This is a genomic window from Arthrobacter sp. UYCu712, from assembly GCF_040547005.1.
Classification (GTDB): domain Bacteria; phylum Actinomycetota; class Actinomycetes; order Actinomycetales; family Micrococcaceae; genus Arthrobacter.
The window spans coordinates 21595-38747 of the sequence record NZ_JBEPOZ010000008.1 but is presented as its reverse complement, the minus strand read 5'-3'; the positions used below and the strand labels follow the sequence as shown (position 1 = coordinate 38747).

The following is a 17153-nucleotide window of genomic DNA, read 5'->3' as shown; positions in this document are numbered from 1 at the left end:
CTCCATTGTGGTTCCCTTTCCCGGCCGATTCCAGAGGACTGGCCGGGAAAGGGAACACGAAACCCCGTCCGGAGTGCGGTGCAGACTCCGGGTCAGACCTGGGCGGGCAGCCCGGCGGCGGCGAGGAGCGAGGCCGCATCCTTGGCGGGGAAGGTCGGCGGGTTCACGCCGGCCATCTCCTCCATGACACGGACCACCTGGCAGCTGTAACCGAATTCGTTGTCGTACCAGACGTACAGGACGAGGTTCTTCTCGTTCGAGATCGTGGCCAGGCCGTCGACGATGCCTGCGCGCCGCGAGCCGACGAAGTCCGTGGAGACAACCTCGGGCGAATCGATGTAGTCGATCTGCTTGCGCAAATCGGAGTGCAGCGACATTTCCCGCAGGTAGTCGTTAACCTCGTCCTTGGTGGTCCCGTTTTCCAGGCTCAGGTTCAGGATGGCCAGCGACACGTCCGGGGTGGGGACGCGGATGGAGCTGCCGGTGAGCTTGCCGAGCAGTTCGGGCAGGGCCTTGGCGACGGCTTTGGCGGCACCCGTCTCGGTGATGACCATGTTCAGCGCGGCCGAACGTCCACGGCGGTCGCCCTTGTGGAAGTTGTCGATCAGGTTCTGGTCGTTCGTGAAGGAGTGGACGGTCTCGACGTGGCCGTGGACCACGCCGTAGCGGTCGTTGATCGCCTTGAGTACCGGCGTGATGGCGTTGGTGGTGCAGGAGGCCGCCGAGACGATCGTGTCCGAATCGGCGATCGTGCCGTGGTTGATGCCGTGCACGACGTTCTTCAGTTCGCCCTTGCCCGGTGCAGTGAGGAGCACGCGGGAGGCGCCCTTGCTCTGCAGGTGCTGGGACAGGCCCTCGGCGTCGCGCCAGCGGCCCGTGTTGTCGACGACGAGCGCGTCGTGGATTCCGTAGGCGGTGTAGTCGACCGTGGCGGGGTTGTCGGAGTAGATGACCTGGATCTGGACGCCGTTGGCGGTGATCGTGTCGTTCTCGTGGTCCACCTTGATGGTGCCCTCGAAGGAGCCATGGACGGAGTCCCGGCGCAGCAGGCTGGCGCGCTTGGTCAGGTCGTTGTCCGAACCGCGGCGGACCACGATCGCGCGGAGGCGCAGGCCGTGGCCGCCGCCGGCCTTTTCGATCAGGAGGCGGGCAAGGAGCCGGCCGATGCGTCCGAAGCCGTAGAGGACGACGTCGGTGCTGGTGCGGTCGTCGCCGCCGCGCTTGCCGACAACTTCGGCAAGTTCCGCGCGGAGGAATTCATCCAGGCTGACGCCCTCGCACTCGGCCCGGTACTTTTCCGTGAGGCGGGCGATGTCGATGGCTGCCGCGCCCAGGTCCAGCTTGGTCAGGGCGTCCAGCAGCGGGGCGGTCTCTTCGAGACGCAGTTCTTCCTTGCTCATCCGGCGGGCGAAGCGGTGCGCCTTGAGGATGTTCATGGTGGACTTGTTGATCAGGCTGCGGCCGTGGATGGAGGTCACCACGTTGTTTTCCCGGTACAGCCGGCCGATCACCGGAATCATGGCCTCGGCGAGTGCCTCACGGCCCATCCACGTATCAAGACAAGAATCTGACGTCTGGCTCACAGAAATACCTTCCTAGAATCCACCGCATACGGCGCCGTATGCGGAAGTCGGCTGCCGGAGGGTGTCCGGAACCTCGGTGCCGGCGGGGATTCGGTCCACCCCGGGCGCCTGCGTGGAGCGCAAAGAAAAGGCCACCGGCTGCGAACGCAGACCCGGCGGCAGAACTTCTACGTTCGCTATCCATTCTAGGTGGGCAACGCAGCGCCCGGCGCCCGGGGTGGCGTGAAATCACTCACACCGGCGCGCTACCGGCTACGCTGGGGCGATGTTCAAGCTTGGGGCATTGCTGCTGGGGCTGAGCCTCTGTTCCGGCTGCACCGCAACGCCACCGCCGGTACCGGACCCGACGTCGGGGCCGGCAACGACGTCGGGCCCGGCGTCTGCGCCGCCGTCGTCGGCTTTCACCCTGGTCGCGCACCGGGGCGGCGCGCTGGTGAACCCGGAATCGTCCGCGGAAGCCTTCGAATCCGTGAGCAGGACCGGGTTCCCGATCGAGACGGATTTGCGGCGGTTGAAGGACGGGACCCTCGTTCCGCTGCACGACGACACCGTGGACCGGACCATGACCGGTGTCACCGGCCGGCCGGCGGAGCTGAGTCCGGACCAGTGGATGGCGGCGCGCATCAAGGCCCCGCCGGGCGGCACCGAAGGCACCCCCACCACGTGGGAAGCCATGCTGGACGAGTACGCCGGGCGGAACCTCCTGGTCCCGGAGATCAAGGATCCGGGGATCGACCTGGCTGCGTTCGCCGCGAACCTTCTCAGCCGCGAGGTCCAGGACAAAGTGATCGTGCAGACGTTCAGCTACCAGTCCGCCCGGACGCTGGCCAAGTCCGGGCTGAAAGTGCTGTATCTGTTGCGCAAGGAAGAGGAGCCCGATCCTGCCGCGATCCGTGCCAGCGGCATCGACCATGTGGGGCCGGAGAAGGGCGTGAGCGCGGACTACTTGAGGACTTTGAAGGCGGCCGGGCTGACGGTGTGGCCCTACACGGTCAACGACGAACCCACGGCGTCGCGCCTGCGCCGCGATGGCGCCGACGGCATTTTCACCGACAACCCGTGGGAGCTGTCAAAACAGCTGGGGCTGGGATAGCGGAAATCCGGCGTGGTGGATGGATGGGTTGACCGATACGCCGGGTTCTGTGTTCCCGCGCTGTTGCCGGCGCGGGAGTAGCGGCCATCCATCTACGGACGCCGTTGCCGACGCCCTCCAGCAGCCTACCCGGGCACTCGGGCGGGCAGCCCTCAAACGTACCCTGTCTGGCCTTGCTCCGGGTGGGGTTTACCTAGCCTTCCCGGTCACCCGGGAAGCTGGTGGTCTCTTACACCACCGTTTCACCCTTACCTGCCCTGCCGCCTGTGCAAGCACACACGGCACGCAGGCGGTCTATTCTCTGTGGCACTGGCCTGCGGGTTACCCCGAGTGGGCGTTACCCACCACCCTGCCCTGCGGAGCCCGGACGTTCCTCGAGCCACTTGCGTGACGCGCGGCCGCCTGGTCAACCCATCCGCTGTCCATTCTACGGTCCCCGGGGACCGTAGACCGCCGGGATGTATTTAGGCTCTCCGGTGGGAGAATGGAAGCAGGAACCGGTCCGGTAGATGCCTGGATTTCGGCTAGACCAGGAAGTGATCCCCGTGTGCGGTGGTTTTGGCGGTGTGGTCCCGCAACGGGTTCCAGCCCCACCGGTCGGTGGCCGACCTTACCGTCGTAGCCGCTGGCCGTCTCGGGGTGCTGCGTGATGGCGTGGACGGTGAAGTACTGCCAGCCTTTCGGTGCGCTCTTGCGGGAGAGCGGGGTCTTCACGAATTCCCTCCTGGCTTCGTAGCGGACTCCATCTCGCGGTTATTCGCTATCCGGGTCCTCCGCTCGGCTTTCTGTTCCTCGGTCATCGGGCCTTTCTGGACCTGGCTGCCGCCGTCGTAGCGTTCGTACTTCGGGTTCCCTGTCTGCCCGCTTCCCGGCCGAGACGTACAGGTTCTCTTCGGTGGCGTAGTGACCGGCGTCCTCCACGACGGTCCTGCCCTGGGCTTCCAGTTCCTCGGTCGCGTCCTGGTTCCCTTCAATCATGTGGACACTTGGCGCCGGTCAAGTGACGGTCTGAACGACGGGGCCACAACATCCAGTTTTGGGGAGCCGACCGGGGACTCAGCTTGGAGATGCTGTAATCTACGAAATCGATATCGCCTTGCGATATCGCTATCCGTATTGGGAGTTCGATGCGTGAATTGATGCGTGCGGCAGTGCGGCTGCATATCCTCCACCACGCCACCGGGGAAGACATCCACGGCGCCTGGATGTCCGAAGCGCTGGCAAGCCACGGCTATTCCATCTCTCCCGGAACCCTGTATCCGACCTTGCACCGGATGGAGCAGGACGGCCTGCTGGTCTCCCACCAGGACGCGGTCGGCGGCCGGCCCCGCCGTGTCTACCGGGCCACCGAGGCGGGCTTTGACGCACTGGCCGAGGGCCGCAGGTCCATTGCCGAACTCGCTGCAGAAATCCTCCCCGCAACCCCGCAGGAGGACCTCCATGAGTAACCCCCCGGCCCTCGCCCGCCGGCTGGGCACCTTTGATGCCTCCGTCATCGGTCTCGGCTCGATGATCGGAGCCGGCGTCTTCGCGGCCTTCACCCCGGCCGCGGCCGCGGCTGGATCAGGGCTGCTGATCGGCCTGGTCGTTGCCGCCGTGGTGGCCTTCTGCAACGCCACATCCTCCGCCCAGCTCGCCGCCGTCTACCCGACATCAGGCGGAACCTACGTCTACGGCCGCGAACGCCTCGGACCCTGGCCCGGATTCCTGGCAGGGTGGGGATTCGTGATCGGCAAGACCGCCAGCGCCGCAGCCATGGCCATGACGTTTGCCGCCTATGCCGCCCCGGCAGGGTGGGAACGTCCCGTGGCCATCACCGCCGTGATCGTTCTCGCCGCGGTGAACTACCACGGTGTGACCCGGACGGCCGGCCTAACCCGCATCCTCGTCGTCCTGGTGCTGGCAGCCCTCGCGATTGGCGTTGCCGCCTGCTGGCGAGGTTCCTCCCAGGATCCGGCCAAGATGCTCGGGGACGGCCTACTGGCACACGGCTGGTACGGGATCCTGCAGTCCGCCGGGCTCCTGTTCTTCGCTTTCGCCGGCTACGCCAGGATCGCGACCATGGGCGAAGAAGTCCGCGACCCCACACGGACCATCCCCCGCGCCATCGGCATCGCCCTGGGCATCACCATCATCATCTACGCCATCATTGCCGTCACCCTGCTTGCGGCCATCGGCCCCGACGCAGTGGCGGCCAACCCCACGCCTCTCGCCGCCGCCGTCGAAACCGGGACCATTTCATGGGCCGGCCCCGTCGTCAGAGCCGGGGCAGGGATCGCGGCCCTGGGCGCCCTGCTGGCCCTCATCGCCGGGCTCGGGCGGACCAGCCTGGCCATGGCCCGCGAACACGACCTGCCGCACTGGCTCTCCGCCGTCCACCCCCGCTACAAAGTTCCCCACCGGGCCGAGACCACCCTGGCCGTGGTCATCTGCGCGATCATCTCCGTCGCCGACCTGCGAGGTGCGATCGGTTTCTCCTCGTTCGGCGTTCTCATCTACTACCTGGTCGCCAACATCGCCGCATTTACGCAGCCGGAAACAGACCGCCGATACCCCAAAGCACTCCAAGTCCTTGGCGCCGTAGCATGCGTGGCCCTGGTCGCTACCCTCCCTCCACTGTCCGTGACGCTTGGCGTCCTCATGTTCGCAGCCGGGATCATCCTGCGACTGGTCAGACTAAGCAGGAAATCCTGACCAGTCGGGGCAGACATAGCCGTCCTAGCGGGCCAAAAATACTTGACATACTCAGCGGGGCGTACGTCTCTCTGTTCGCATGGCCTGGCAGCCCCTAGCGTCGTGGGAGGAGGTCTGATCATGATGGATGGCTGGTATGGAAACGGCTGGGGCATCGGCGCGTGGGTGGCCATGGCCTTGTTGATGCTGATTTTCTGGGGCGGGGTGGTCACCGTCGTTATACTCGTGGTCCGGAGCAGGAGTTCACCGCCAGGCGCACGGCGCTCAGGCGCCAGGACTGAAGACTCTTTCCCGCCGGGGCCAGGTCCTCCTCGGGATCGCATCCGTGATTCCTCTGACTGCCCTCTCGCTAGTGGCGGTCGGCGTCGTGGGCGGTCTTGTGAATCCCGAGGGCACCGGTTCTCTGTCCCGGGCCCGGTGCGTGGCTCCGAATCTCCCCGGTCCGGTCGTCAGCGTTTCACTGACCAACATGGGCGGGCCCATGATGCGCCGGCCCAACGGCATGATGGGCGGCGCCATGCGGATGACGCCAGACCGAAGCGCCGTGGCCCACGGCACGGTGTCCTTCCTGGTCACCAACGGGGGCACCATCAGCCACGAACTGGTCGTCCTTCCCCTTCCTGAGGGCCAAATTCCCGGCACCCGTCCGATTGGCGGCGATGCCAAAATCGATGAGGCGGGCAGTCTCGGGGAAGCGTCCAATACCTGCGCCGAGGGCACCGGGCAAGGAATCCTGCCCGGCGCGTCAGGCTGGGCTACCGTGACGCTGCCGCCAGGGCGCCATGAACTGGTCTGCAACCTCCCCGGCCACTATGCCGCGGGCATGTACGCCCAGCTCACGGTCACCTAGTCCGTTGTCTGGAGGCTACGAGAACCCGTGCGGGCAGGGACCATGCGACGGCAGCGGCTTAGCCCTTGTTCGATCCGTAGGTCTGGATCGCGCGGCCGGCCGGCGATCGCAGGGGTTCACCGTCGACGGGGTTTCGCACGTCACCGCACGCCGGCACCACGGCCGAGAGGAACATAACGCCGGACCCCGCTTGCCGGATATACCCCCTGGGGGTATGGTTGGGGTGTTGTCAGTGAAGTGGTTTGTCCAGGCTCCGCGGAATTTCCCGGGGCCGTCACAGCCGTTCAACCCCAGCACCCCAATACTCCTTCCCGTAAAGGAACAAGCTGACATGTGCGGAACAGAGACCCGGACCGAGCTTCTCCTCGCCGCCCCGGAGCAGTGCGGCTGCGGCTGCTGCTCGACCGGGGCCCGAACAACGACGCCGCCCGCGGCCCGCGGGCCCGTGTACTCGCTTGAGGGACTCACCTGCGGGCACTGCGTCCAGACCGTCGAAAAGGCCGTCGCATGCGTGGACGGAGTGGAATCCGCGACCGTCGAGCTCGTCGCCGGGGGCACATCCCGCCTGGCGGTAGCCGGGACCGCCAGCGCAGACACGGTCCGGGCCGCCGTAACCGGCGCCGGATACAGCTTCACGCCCGGCCAGTAATCCCTGCGGCGCACCTGTGGGGTCTTGCCTCCAGAGCCTGCGCCGGACGAAATTCCTAAGGAGCACATCAATGGACCACGACCACCACAACGGACCGATCGCCCGCCAGGACGCGCCAAGCGCTCCCCGCAGCGGGTCCGCCGTCGCACATGGACCTGATGCCCACGGCATGGACGACGAACACATGGTGCACACCCAGGGCCAGCATGCCGGGCACAGCGTTGCGATGTTCAAGAAGAGGTTCTGGCTCACGCTGGCCCTGTCCGTGCCGGTGGTCTACTTCAGCCCGATGTTCGCGGATCTGCTCGGCTACACGGCCCCGGGTTTCCCCGGCTCGGCCTGGATCCCGCCGGTGCTGGGCACCGCGATCTTCTTCTACGGCGGCCAACCCTTCCTCAAGGGTGGCCTGGAGGAGCTGAAAAGCAGGAAACCGGCCATGATGCTGCTGATCGCCATGGCAATCAGTGTCGCGTTCATCGCCTCCTGGGTGACCAGCCTCGGGATCGGCGGTTTTGACCTGGACTTCTGGTGGGAGCTGGCCCTGCTGGTGGCGATCATGTTGCTGGGGCACTGGATCGAGATGCGCGCCCTCGGCTCCGCACGGGGTGCGCTCGACGCTCTCGCCGCACTCCTGCCCGACGAGGCGGACCGGATCACCGCAGAGGGCACGGAAACCGTCAACGTCAGCGAACTCGTGGCAGGGGACACCGTTCTGGTCCGCTCGGGATCCCGGATGCCGGCCGACGGCATGGTCGTCGACGGCCAGGCCGAGTTCGACGAATCGATGATCACGGGTGAATCTAAAACCGTCCTCCGCTCACCCGGGGATAAAGTCATCGCGGGCACCGTGGCCACCGACAACACCGTCCGCGTGCAGGTCACCGCGGTCGGGGATGACACGGCCCTGGCCGGGATCCAGCGGCTGGTCGCCGAGGCGCAGGCCTCCTCTTCCAAGGCCCAGGCCCTGGCCGACAGGGCCGCCGCCTTCCTGTTCTACTTCGCCGCCGGCGCCGGCGTCATCACATTCATCGTCTGGTCGCTGCTGGGCAGCATCCCGGACGCCGTCACCCGCACTGTCACCGTGCTTGTGATCGCCTGCCCACATGCCCTGGGCCTTGCTATCCCCCTGGTGATCGCCATCTCCACCGAGCAGGCGGCCAGGGCCGGTGTCCTGATCAAGAACCGGATGGCGCTGGAGCGGATGCGGACCGTCGACGTCGTACTCTTCGACAAGACCGGGACCCTCACCAAGGGCGAACCCGCACTCAAGGACGTCGCGGCCACCGAGGGTGTGGACCGGAACAATCTCCTGGCACTGGCCGCGGCCGTTGAAGCAGACAGCGAGCACCCGGTGGCACGGGCCATCGTCCGGGCCGCACAAAATCAAGGCCTGAAGATTCCCGTGGCTTCCGGATTTTCGTCCATGACCGGCCGCGGTGTCCGCGCCACGGTCGACGGCAGGACCATCCAGGTCGGCGGCCCGGCCCTGCTCCGGAGCCTCGAAGCGGAAGAACCGCGGGCGCTGGCCGCCGCCACCAGGGCCTGGATCGACCGCGGCGCGGCCGTCCTGCACATCATTGACGGGCAAAGGATCCTCGGGGCCGTGAGTCTCGAGGACGCCATCCGCACCGAGTCCCGCCAGGCCGTCGAAGCCCTGCGGGACCGCGGCATCAAGGTCGCCATGATCACCGGCGACGCCCGGCAGGTCGCCCGCGCTGTCGCGGAAGAACTCAAGATCGATGAGGTGTTCGCCGAAGTCCTCCCGGCCGATAAGGACAAGAAGGTCGCCGAACTCCAGTCCCGCGGACTCAAGGTCGCCATGGTCGGTGACGGCGTCAACGATTCCCCCGCGCTGGCACGGGCCGAAGTCGGCATAGCGATCGGCGCCGGCACCGACGTCGCGATGGAATCCGCCGGCGTGGTCCTGGCCGGCAACGACCCCCGGGCCGTCCTGTCGATGCTGGACCTGTCCCGGGCCAGCTACCGGAAAATGTGGCAGAACCTTATCTGGGCCACCGGCTACAACATCATCTCCGTCCCGCTGGCCGCCGGAGTGCTGGCCTTCGCCGGGGTCGTCCTCTCCCCCGCTGCTGGCGCCGTGCTGATGTCCGTCTCCACCATCGTCGTCGCCCTGAACGCCCAGCTGCTGCGCCGGCTGAAACTCAATCCCGCCGACGTCCGCTGAACCCGGCGCCACCACGGCCCGTCCCTGGCCGGTAATGTTGAAGCCATCCAGACCGCACGGAAGGAGGAGCACCATGACGGCCATCTCGGCCCGGCGTGCCACGGCGTTTCTCCGCCGGGGTGCCCTTCTCGCGGGATTGCTGGCGATCGTCGCCGGCATACTTGGCATGCACATCATGACCGGCACGCACGCCATGGCAGCGGTGGCCACCGGGCATGAGACCGGGGCGCTGCATGCCATGCCGGCGCACCCCGGCCACGTCGCGGACATCACCGCGGTCCCGGGGACGACCACAGCAGCTCCGGGTATCACGCACGCAGCAGGACCGTCATGCGCCGATACCGGCGGGGGCACGATGATCTCCGCCATGGGCGGGAACTGCGTCCCCTCTCCCGGGACCACGACCCTGGCAGCTCGGCCGCCGGGCACAACGCCCCTCCCCTCGAGCGGCGGAACCATTACCGGCGTTTCCGACACCGGGTACGGGTTCATTCCGCGAAGTCCTTCTCCGGGCCAACTTTCCGTCAGCCGGACGTAAGCGGCCACGCTGCGCCGTGTCCTGCCCGGCGCGCCCCGCTTACCCGATACGCACCTGCCGGCTGTTCAGGCCGGGCATGAGCGTGTTATCCGCAGTCGTGCAACAACGCCGATTTGATGATTGAAGGACTTGAACTCCATGAAGAAGACTCTGACCATTTCTGCCCTAGGAATTGCCGCCGTCATAGCCCTTGCGGGCTGCGCGGGGACCTCCGGAAGTACACCTGCCAGCTCCATGCCGGGCATGGGCCAAACCGGGATGGGGATGTCCACGGGCTCAGCCCCGGCCTCCTCGGACCACAACACGGCGGACACCATGTTCACGCAGGGGATGATCCCGCACCACACCCAGGCCGTGGAGATGAGCGACATGATGCTCAAGAAACAGGGCGTGGACGGGCAGGTCACCGCTCTCGCAACCAAGATCAAAGCTGCCCAAGCCCCCGAAATTGAGCAGATGACGGGCTGGCTCAAGAGCTGGAACGAACCGGCCCAGATGGCCAGCGGCCATGGCATGGGTGACGGGATGATGGGCGATGAGGACATGAAGAAGCTCGACGCCGCCCAGGGCACCGAAGCGGCCAAGCTGTTCCTGACCCAGATGATTGCCCATCACGAAGGCGCCGTGGTGATGGCCACGACCGAAAGCGGCCAGGGCAAGAACCCCGATGCCATCAAACTCAGCAAGGCAATCGTGACTTCACAGACAGCCGAAATCCAAGAGATGAAGGGCCTGCTGGCGAGCCTCTAGCCAGCGCCCCCTGCCCCGGTCCGTCACCGGACCGGGGCCATCCCTGGATTTCTGCGCCATCCGCGGACCACACCTTGATGGCAGCAAGAAGTCCCCTGCAGCGACTCCCCCGCTGAACGGGACTTGTCTCCCATGGAATCAGCGTGTTCATCTAGTTTGCTGAGAAGGTCCCTGATGCGGCGCTGTGTTGCCTGGTGACGTTCGATTTCTGGCTGCCACCCGCGAATCTGCGCGTCGTTGACGAGCCCTTCCTCGCGCGCCAGCCGTGCCCGGAGTTTCGGGGGCATATTCGCTGGTCGTGAGGAACTTAGGGCATGAGAGCATCAGTTCGCATTCACACGGCCCCTCCGCAGGCAACCGCAGGCAGTGGCCGAGTTCAAGTGCTTCTGCGGGCCCGTTGCTGGTGCCGGGCCGGTCGAAGTACGCGAGTATGTCCCCTGCACGGCGTTTCAGCGTCCGGCCAAGCGGAATGACTTCGGTCAGCGCCTCGGGAACGCCGGCAGTGACGGCGTCGATCAGTGCTTGCATGAGCTGTTTCCCCTGGCTGCCGTCAGGTTCGCGGTAGGCGGTGATGACGCGCTGGTAGATTTTCCAGGTCGCTTCGATTTCGGCATGGCCGTCCGCAACGAACAATGCCTCCAGCCTGTCTTTCTGCTTGTCGGTAAGCAGATCGCGCCCGGTGTGCAGGGTCCAGGGGTTGGCGTAGAGCGGGTCCCCGGACCGTGGCCGGCGGATTGTGGAAGGTGATAGTGGCGATTTTGGGGGTGGGGCGTTCCAGGATGACGGTGCTTGCTGTGTTCATGATGCTCCTAACGGGGGTGCTGGACGGATTGTTGGGGGGGTGGATGAGTGCTTGCTGCGGCGGATGGTGGCACCCATGAAGTGCACGACGGCGCTTCGCGGGAGGAAACGGGCGGCGATGGCCAGGGGACGCCCGTTGGTGATGACCGAGGGGCGGTGCCTAGGCTTGTCCACGGTGTCGATGGCCGCCTTCACCACGTCTTCAGGACGCGCGCGGCGGGTTCCGTAGTCCGCTGCCTGGCTGCCGGCGGCGTCGAAGAATTCCGTGGCCATGGCACCGGGTGAGATGGCGAGGACCCGGAGGCCCGTTCCGCGAGCCTCTTCCCAGAGGGATTCGGTGAAGCTGAGCACGAAGGCCTTGGAGGCGCCGTAGACGCTGAGGTAGGGCGTGGGCATGAAGCCGAGAAGGCTGGCGACGTTGATGAGGATGCTCGTCTCCTGCTTTGCGAAGATGTCGAAGTAGGCGTGGCTGAGGTCCACCAGGGCGGCCATGTTCAGGGTGATGAGCTGCTGGAGGCGTTCCGGGTCTTCCTCGCCGAACGGGTTGTGCGTTCCAAAGCCTGCGTTGTTGACCAGGCCTGTTGCGAAGATCCCCCGGGACTCGAGTTCTGCGCGGAGTGTGCGGCCGGCGTCGGGCCTGTCCAGTTCGCGGGCAATGGTGGTGACCTTGACGCCGTGCTTGGCGGTCAGTTCCTTTGCGAGGGCAACCAGCCGGTCTTCGCGGCGGGCGATCAGGACGAGGCTGGAGCCGCGGGCAGCGAGCTGGCGGGCGAATTCCGCTCCGAGGCCGGAGCTGGCGCCGGTGACGATGACGGTCTGTGTGCTGTAGTCAATAGTTTTCATTGACACACTCTATGCAAGATTCTGCACAAAGTGCAAGTTGTTTCTAAAACTGCACCATTGTACTATCAGTGCATGCCTACAACGCCTTCTCCCCTCCGCCTGCAGACCCGGGCGGTCGTCCGATCGCTCCTTGCCCAGACCGCGATGACATTGTTTGCCGAGAAGGGATACAACGAAACCACCGTCGATGAGGTCGCCGCGGCGGCGGGAGTGTCCCGGCGCACTCTGTTCAACTACTTCCGCACCAAGGAGGACCTCGCGCTCAGCGGCCTGTCGGAGCAGGGGGACGTCATTGCCGAAAGGCTCAGCGGTCGCCCTGCAGATGAAAACGCCTGGGTGTCCCTGCGCTACGCATTCCAGGTTCTCGACGAGATAGAGGCGACCCCGCAGCATCGGCTTGAAATCATCTCGATGCTGTTCGACAACGAAGCGCTCCGGGCCGGTCATGCTGAGAAGCAGGCGCGGTGGACCGACCTGCTGGCCCCTCTGATTGAGCCGAAGATCCCCGACTCGGGCGACAGGACTTTCGAGGCGAGGGCGATCGTGGGCACCGCCATCACCTGCCTCCAGGCCGCCATGGAGGAGTGGCTTCGGCGCGAGGGAGCAACGCCGATGTTCGACCTGTACGACACCGCAATAGCAGCGGTGCGCACCCTATAACCCACTCCGCTGCCATTTCGCCATCCGCAAGGCCATCCGTAGCTGCCCTCATCCAGACCCACCTCAAGAAGGCAGACCCGTCATGACACACACTCTCCCCACCCCTGACTTCAAAAATCTCCAGGATGCATACCGCGCAGAAACGGCCGCGATGCTCGATTTCGTGGGCGGACTGACCGATGCCCAGTGGAACGCACCCAGCAAGGCGGCCGGCTGGAGCATCGCGGACATGGTGGCGCATATAGGCTCCACTGCCCACAACATGTACATCCCCGCCGGCGTCCTCTCCTCCCGCAAGCCCAGCCTCGAAGCAGCCAACGAGGGCCCGGTGGAAATTCGCCGGAGCTGGAGCAGGGAGCGGGTCATGGCCGAGTTCACCACCTCGACCCGGACGGCGGACCGCATGCTCAGCCTGGTCCGGCGCACGCCGCTGCGGAACGTCCCCATGCAGCTCAACGAGCTGGGCAAATACCCCATGGCGCTGCTGGTGGGCGGGGCGCTCGTGTTCGATCTCCACACGCACCTTCGCCACGACATGGCTCCGGCGCTGGGGCTGCCCACCCCACCCTCTGACAGCAAACGGATGAAGGCTGTGCTCACCTGGATGACAGCGGTCCTGAGCAACCAGACGGCCATGGCTCCTGTGCCGGGCCTCGATGCAGGTCTCACCCTGACGCTGACCGGCCCTGGCGGCGGCAGCTGGTGGATCGATTCCCGCGGCCTCTCGGAGCCCGGAACCGGGACTCCTGCTGCCCGCATTACGGCTCCCGCCATCTCCCTCCCGGACTGGGGAACCAGGCGCTCATCCTGGCGCGATGCAGAGGTTTCGGTGGAGGGCGACGCCGGCCTGGCCGCCCTATACCTGGACATTGTCAACATCATCTGAGTGGTCGGCAGGTAGCCATCGTTCAGGCAATGGACGTCTTCTGGCGTCAGGGCTATGCCTCGACAACACCCCAGGGGCTCGCCGATGCGCTCGGCATCGGCAAGGGAAGCCTCTACAACGCCTTCGGTGGCAAGCGGCAACTCTACGACCTCGCACTGCAGCATTACCTCGAAGCCCAGAGGGCCGTTCTTGCCTCATGGCTGGAGGCCTCCGGGCCGGTCAGGGAACGCCTCCGCAGTGCGTTGACGTTCCTGGTGGAGACCGACCTTGCCGACCCCCACCAGCGGGGCTGCCTCGCGAACTGCGCTCCGACCTGGATGCCGGCGCCGTAGCCAGCATGCTGCTGAATACGGTCACGGGACTCCATGCCCTGGCCCGCATCGATCATGGCGACGGGCGGTTGCAGCGGGTTGTTGGCGCGACGGTCGACCTGCTTTAGGGCACTCCAGGGCCTCGCTATCTTCACCGCACCGGCCCAGCCCGTGAACATCCCCATGCCGGCGCCCGAGGGCGGGTGGACCTGGCCGTCCACCTCAGTGACCCTGGTATCGGGTGAGCGCGAAGCGAATGAGCTGTCCGCGCGCCCTCCGGGTCCCACTCCGTCAGGTAGCTGGCCGGGTCCACAAAGGCACACACAAGGTGCGGTCCCAGGGCGGTCGCGAGGTCACCGGCCGTGCGGACCAGGTGCTCTGAAAATCCCCACCCGACCCCGGGCACGATCGGCCCGTCCGGCCGATCCTCATCGGAGATCAGCGTGAAATTCCCGGGTCCGCCGCGCAGTGACGGCGGCGATGACTGCCGCGGCCCCGGTAGCGGCAGCCGCGTTCCTCGCCCGCGGAACCCAGGCAGCCCGGTCGCCCTCCGCGCAGGTTTCACCGGTCAAGGCAGCCTAGGCACACCGGAAGCGGTCAGCATCGGCAGTCCCGCGGCCCTGCGTCAGTGGGCAGGAACTTCGGCTCAGCCGGCACCGTCAGGGCACCGAGCGCCGTCCGGCAGGACCGGCGCCGGTAAGATTGGACGGTGCTGATTCTGCTGCCGCCCTCCGAAGGCAAGACCCCCGCCCTTGGCGGCGACGCCGTCGACTGGGCCTCCCTGAGCTTCCCCGCGCTCAACAGCTACCGGGCCAAGGTGCTCGAAGCGCTCGGCACGGTCAGCGCCCATGTGGACGCCCTGGCGCTGCTCGGAGTCGGCGCCTCACTGCGGGCCGACGTCGAGCGCAATACGCGGCTGCACGCCGAACCCGCGGCGCCGGCACACCAGGTCTATTCCGGGGTGCTGTACGACGCACTCGGCTATGACTCCCTGACCGCGGTGCAGCGCCGGAAGGCGGAGGCCTCCGTGCTGGTCATTTCAGCGCTCTGGGGCGCCATCCGCTTCGCGGACAGGGTGCCCGCGTACCGGCTGTCGATGGGAACCGCGCTTCCCGACGTCGGACGCCTGGCGTCATTCTGGAAACCGCAGCTCAACGATGCCCTGCTGGCCGCAACGGCCGGCGAGCTCCTGGTGGATTGCCGCTCCAGCACCTACGCGGCGGCGTGGACTCCCCCGCCGGCGCAGACGGTCGCGGTAAACGTCTTTACCGAGGTCAACGGCGTGCGTAAGGTGGTCAGCCACTTCGCCAAGCACACCCGCGGGGAACTGGCGCGGCACCTGCTGACCCGCCGGGGCAAGGCTCCGGAAACGCCCGTGCAGCTGCAGAAGGCGGCGGCCGAGAAATGGACGGCGGAACTTGTCGAGGGCACGGCCCGGAAGCCGCACGCCCTCAACATCATCCTGCCCAACTAGCTCGCAGCTGGGGCGTTTTGAGTGCCCAGAACGGCCCTTGCTGCTAGTCAGTTGGCTGGTTAGGCCCGCTCCACTCGGCGGAGCGGACCAGGATGCAGCCGGAGTCCGGGCAAAACACGATGTCGTCCTCCGCCGCGGCCTTGATCTCCGCGAGGTCGCCGGGGCTCAGCTGCATGCCGGAGCCCTCGGAGGTGCCGTGGAACAGCCGGGCCGCACCCACGCCGCGCTTGGCCAGGGTCTTCTCGTAAATGGCCAGCATGCCCGGATCCAGGTCAGCGGCGAATTCGGCACGCTTGCCGCGCACCACCGTGGCCTCGGCGGCGATTTCGGCCAGCTGCTCATCCAGTTCGGCGCGGATGACGCCGAAGGAACCCTGTATGTCATTGACGATCTGCTGCTGCGTAGCCTGGCGGAGGCGCAGCGAGTCCAGGCGTTCCAGGACCTCCAGTTCGAGATCTTCGAGGTCGGAGCGGCGTTTGTTGAGGGACACGAGGTCGCGCTGCAGGGCAACGAGGTCCTTGGACAGGCCCGTGCCGCTGTTGAGCCTCGCTTCGTCGCGTCCAATCCGGGAGGCTACCTGCTCGACGTCGGCCTCTGAGCGCTTGAGCTCGAGTTCGGCGTCGTGGACGGCCACCTTCGCGGCACCGAGTTCACCGTTGGCCACACCGAGGGCAGCTTCAAGATCGGTGATCCGGGAGTCGCTTTCAAGGCTTCGTCGGCGGTTGGACAGGGACTTGAGCCTGGCATCAAGTCCCTGCAATTCGAGCAACTTCAACTGTTCCGCCGGTGCTGCCTTGGCCACTATTTACCTCCGCTAAATCCAATCCGGCCGGAGCCGGGCACCTTCCCGGCGCTCCTTAGACTCTAGTCCCCGCCCGGAGTCAGAATGAAGTCCCACGGGTCGCTGTTGGTGGTGCTGACCCGGATCTCGACGTCATGGCCCTGGTCGCCCAGCACATTGCCCAGTGCCTCGGCGGCGGCGGGCAGCCACAGCCACTCGCTGGCGAAGTGCGAAACGTCGATCAGGTAGGGCCGGTCGTTGACGGCCGCCTCGCGGGCTTCCGACGCCGGATGGTGCCGCAGATCGGCCGTCAGGTAGACGTCGGCGTTGCTGGCCCGCACCTCGCCGAACAGGGAATCGCCGGCGCCGCCGCACACGGCAACGCGCCGGACCAGCCCGTCCCTGTCGCCGGAAACCCGCACGCCCCCGGCGACCGCGGGCAGGATGCCGAAGACGCGTGCGGCGAAGTCGCCCAGCGTGAGTACTTCTTCGAGGTCTCCGACCCGCCCGATACCTTCTTCCGGCAGGCCGGCGGCCGCCGGGGTCAACGGGGCAACGTTCTGCAGGCCGAGGGCGTCGGCCAGCACATCGGAGACGCCGCCGACCGCGGAGTCACCGTTGGTGTGCACGGTCAGGAGGCCTGTTCCGGACTCGATCAGCCGGTGCACCGCCCGTCCCTTGGCGGTGGTCGCGGCGACGGACGTCACGCCCTTGAGCAGCAGGGGATGGTGCGTGATCAGCAGTTCCGCGCCCCACTCGATGGCTTCCTCGATCACTTCGAGGGTCGGATCGACGGCGAAGAGGATCCTGGACACTTCGGCCGAGGGGTGGCCCGCCACGAGGCCCACTTCGTCCCAGTCCTCAGCGAGGGATTCGGGCCACAACTCCTCCACGGCGAGCAGGATCATGCCCAGCGTGGGTACCCCGGACGCTTCGCCGGCGCCGTTTCCCCCAGTGTCATCACTGTTGGTGCCAGCGCCGTTTCCTTCGGAAGGTCCGGCTGAAACGTCGGTGTTTACAGGTTCCATACCCTCATTTTTACCCTATCGGCGGGC

Annotated in this window: 17 protein-coding genes, 1 other RNA gene and 1 pseudogene; 12 read left to right on the top strand and 7 right to left on the bottom strand. The window is 66.4% G+C overall.

All coding sequences use genetic code 11. From position 1 onward, the window contains the following. Nucleotides 1-92 precede the first annotated feature (92 nt). Complete coding sequence (locus ABIB51_RS09920; RefSeq protein WP_354187779.1) at nucleotides 93-1583, bottom strand: glyceraldehyde-3-phosphate dehydrogenase; 1491 nt, start codon at nucleotides 1581-1583, stop codon at nucleotides 93-95. Nucleotides 1584-1848: 265 nt separating this feature from the next. Between ABIB51_RS09920 and ABIB51_RS09915 the strand changes: the two genes are divergently transcribed. Continuing rightward, nucleotides 1849-2676, top strand: a complete 828-nt coding sequence (locus ABIB51_RS09915; RefSeq protein WP_354187778.1) for a glycerophosphodiester phosphodiesterase — start codon at nucleotides 1849-1851, stop codon at nucleotides 2674-2676. Nucleotides 2677-2696: 20 nt separating this feature from the next. On the opposite strand, the gene rnpB is transcribed toward ABIB51_RS09915, so the two are convergent. Further along, nucleotides 2697-3090: RNase P RNA component class A (rnpB, locus tag ABIB51_RS09910), an RNA gene on the bottom strand. 339 nt (nucleotides 3091-3429) lie between these two features. Continuing rightward, nucleotides 3430-3654, bottom strand: a complete 225-nt coding sequence (locus tag ABIB51_RS23195; RefSeq protein ID WP_502916108.1) for a hypothetical protein — start codon at nucleotides 3652-3654, stop codon at nucleotides 3430-3432. Nucleotides 3655-3803: 149 nt separating this feature from the next. On the opposite strand from ABIB51_RS23195, the gene ABIB51_RS09900 reads away from it, so the two are divergent. The 7 genes from ABIB51_RS09900 (at nucleotide 3804) to ABIB51_RS09870 (ending at nucleotide 10342) form a co-directional block, all read left to right on the top strand. After that, entirely contained in the window at nucleotides 3804-4124 is a 321-nt protein-coding gene (locus ABIB51_RS09900; RefSeq protein WP_354187777.1) for an Rv3488 family transcriptional regulator, read from the top strand. Continuing rightward, a complete protein-coding gene (locus tag ABIB51_RS09895) occupies nucleotides 4117-5370 on the top strand; it encodes an APC family permease (RefSeq protein WP_354187776.1) in 1254 nt (417 codons plus the stop codon). Before ABIB51_RS09900 ends, ABIB51_RS09895 begins: the two co-directional genes overlap by 8 nt. Before the next feature lie 325 nt (nucleotides 5371-5695). After that, nucleotides 5696-6220, top strand: a complete 525-nt coding sequence (locus tag ABIB51_RS09890; protein WP_354187775.1) for a sulfocyanin-like copper-binding protein — start codon at nucleotides 5696-5698, stop codon at nucleotides 6218-6220. 331 nt (nucleotides 6221-6551) lie between these two features. Next, nucleotides 6552-6869, top strand: a complete 318-nt coding sequence (locus ABIB51_RS09885) for a heavy-metal-associated domain-containing protein (protein ID WP_354187774.1) — start codon at nucleotides 6552-6554, stop codon at nucleotides 6867-6869. Nucleotides 6870-6939: 70 nt separating this feature from the next. Beyond that, nucleotides 6940-9054, top strand: coding sequence for a copper-translocating P-type ATPase (locus tag ABIB51_RS09880; protein ID WP_354187773.1), 2115 nt, complete (start codon nucleotides 6940-6942; stop codon nucleotides 9052-9054). A 73-nt stretch (nucleotides 9055-9127) separates the two neighbouring features. Continuing rightward, complete coding sequence (locus tag ABIB51_RS09875) at nucleotides 9128-9592, top strand: hypothetical protein (RefSeq protein WP_354187772.1); 465 nt, start codon at nucleotides 9128-9130, stop codon at nucleotides 9590-9592. Nucleotides 9593-9730: 138 nt separating this feature from the next. After that, on the top strand, nucleotides 9731-10342 hold the full coding sequence (locus ABIB51_RS09870; RefSeq protein ID WP_354187771.1) for a DUF305 domain-containing protein: 612 nt from the start codon (nucleotides 9731-9733) through the stop codon (nucleotides 10340-10342). 378 nt (nucleotides 10343-10720) lie between these two features. Here ABIB51_RS09870 and ABIB51_RS09865 read toward each other — a convergent pair. Together ABIB51_RS09865 and ABIB51_RS09860 are read right to left on the bottom strand one after the other, a co-directional pair. Then, nucleotides 10721-11071: pseudogene (locus ABIB51_RS09865) on the bottom strand (transposase); the annotation flags it as partial. Between the two features lie 69 nt (nucleotides 11072-11140). Next, complete coding sequence (locus tag ABIB51_RS09860) at nucleotides 11141-11986, bottom strand: SDR family NAD(P)-dependent oxidoreductase (protein WP_354187770.1); 846 nt, start codon at nucleotides 11984-11986, stop codon at nucleotides 11141-11143. A gap of 72 nt (nucleotides 11987-12058) precedes the next feature. Here ABIB51_RS09860 and ABIB51_RS09855 point away from each other — a divergent pair, with 72 nt between their 5' ends. The 4 genes from ABIB51_RS09855 to ABIB51_RS09840 all read left to right on the top strand — a co-directional run bounded on the left by ABIB51_RS09855 (nucleotide 12059) and on the right by ABIB51_RS09840 (nucleotide 15317). Further along, complete coding sequence (locus ABIB51_RS09855) at nucleotides 12059-12646, top strand: TetR/AcrR family transcriptional regulator (protein ID WP_354187769.1); 588 nt, start codon at nucleotides 12059-12061, stop codon at nucleotides 12644-12646. Between the two features lie 82 nt (nucleotides 12647-12728). Next, nucleotides 12729-13532 (top strand): maleylpyruvate isomerase family mycothiol-dependent enzyme, encoded by an 804-nt coding sequence (locus ABIB51_RS09850; RefSeq protein ID WP_354187768.1) that lies wholly within the window; start codon nucleotides 12729-12731, stop codon nucleotides 13530-13532. A gap of 29 nt (nucleotides 13533-13561) precedes the next feature. Next, nucleotides 13562-13864, top strand: coding sequence for a TetR/AcrR family transcriptional regulator (locus ABIB51_RS09845; RefSeq protein ID WP_354187767.1), 303 nt, complete (start codon nucleotides 13562-13564; stop codon nucleotides 13862-13864). Nucleotides 13865-14552: 688 nt separating this feature from the next. After that, nucleotides 14553-15317 (top strand): YaaA family protein, encoded by a 765-nt coding sequence (locus ABIB51_RS09840; RefSeq protein ID WP_354187766.1) that lies wholly within the window; start codon nucleotides 14553-14555, stop codon nucleotides 15315-15317. A 43-nt stretch (nucleotides 15318-15360) separates the two neighbouring features. Here the strand turns inward: ABIB51_RS09840 and ABIB51_RS09835 are convergent, their stop codons facing one another. Both ABIB51_RS09835 and ABIB51_RS09830 read right to left on the bottom strand, forming a co-directional pair. Continuing rightward, nucleotides 15361-16119, bottom strand: a complete 759-nt coding sequence (locus ABIB51_RS09835) for a zinc ribbon domain-containing protein (RefSeq protein ID WP_354187765.1) — start codon at nucleotides 16117-16119, stop codon at nucleotides 15361-15363. 62 nt (nucleotides 16120-16181) lie between these two features. Next, a complete protein-coding gene (locus ABIB51_RS09830) occupies nucleotides 16182-17126 on the bottom strand; it encodes a Nif3-like dinuclear metal center hexameric protein (RefSeq protein WP_354187764.1) in 945 nt (314 codons plus the stop codon). Nucleotides 17127-17153: the final 27 nt, after the last annotated feature.

Excerpts from the sequence above, each read along its gene's own strand:
- ABIB51_RS09860 (WP_354187770.1), bottom strand. The coding sequence starts at position 11,986 with ATGAAAACTATTGACTACAGCACACAGACCGTCATCGTCACCGGCGCC.
- ABIB51_RS09855 (WP_354187769.1), top strand. The coding sequence starts at position 12,059 with ATGCCTACAACGCCTTCTCCCCTCCGCCTGCAGACCCGGGCGGTCGTC.
- ABIB51_RS09870 (WP_354187771.1), top strand. The coding sequence starts at position 9,731 with ATGAAGAAGACTCTGACCATTTCTGCCCTAGGAATTGCCGCCGTCATA.
- ABIB51_RS09880 (WP_354187773.1), top strand. The coding sequence starts at position 6,940 with ATGGACCACGACCACCACAACGGACCGATCGCCCGCCAGGACGCGCCA.
- ABIB51_RS23195 (WP_502916108.1), bottom strand. The coding sequence starts at position 3,654 with ATGATTGAAGGGAACCAGGACGCGACCGAGGAACTGGAAGCCCAGGGC.
- ABIB51_RS09915 (WP_354187778.1), top strand. The coding sequence starts at position 1,849 with ATGTTCAAGCTTGGGGCATTGCTGCTGGGGCTGAGCCTCTGTTCCGGC.
- ABIB51_RS09830 (WP_354187764.1), bottom strand. The coding sequence starts at position 17,126 with ATGGAACCTGTAAACACCGACGTTTCAGCCGGACCTTCCGAAGGAAAC.
- ABIB51_RS09900 (WP_354187777.1), top strand. The coding sequence starts at position 3,804 with ATGCGTGAATTGATGCGTGCGGCAGTGCGGCTGCATATCCTCCACCAC.
- ABIB51_RS09875 (WP_354187772.1), top strand. The coding sequence starts at position 9,128 with ATGACGGCCATCTCGGCCCGGCGTGCCACGGCGTTTCTCCGCCGGGGT.
- ABIB51_RS09845 (WP_354187767.1), top strand. The coding sequence starts at position 13,562 with ATGGACGTCTTCTGGCGTCAGGGCTATGCCTCGACAACACCCCAGGGG.
- ABIB51_RS09850 (WP_354187768.1), top strand. The coding sequence starts at position 12,729 with ATGACACACACTCTCCCCACCCCTGACTTCAAAAATCTCCAGGATGCA.
- ABIB51_RS09895 (WP_354187776.1), top strand. The coding sequence starts at position 4,117 with ATGAGTAACCCCCCGGCCCTCGCCCGCCGGCTGGGCACCTTTGATGCC.
- ABIB51_RS09885 (WP_354187774.1), top strand. The coding sequence starts at position 6,552 with ATGTGCGGAACAGAGACCCGGACCGAGCTTCTCCTCGCCGCCCCGGAG.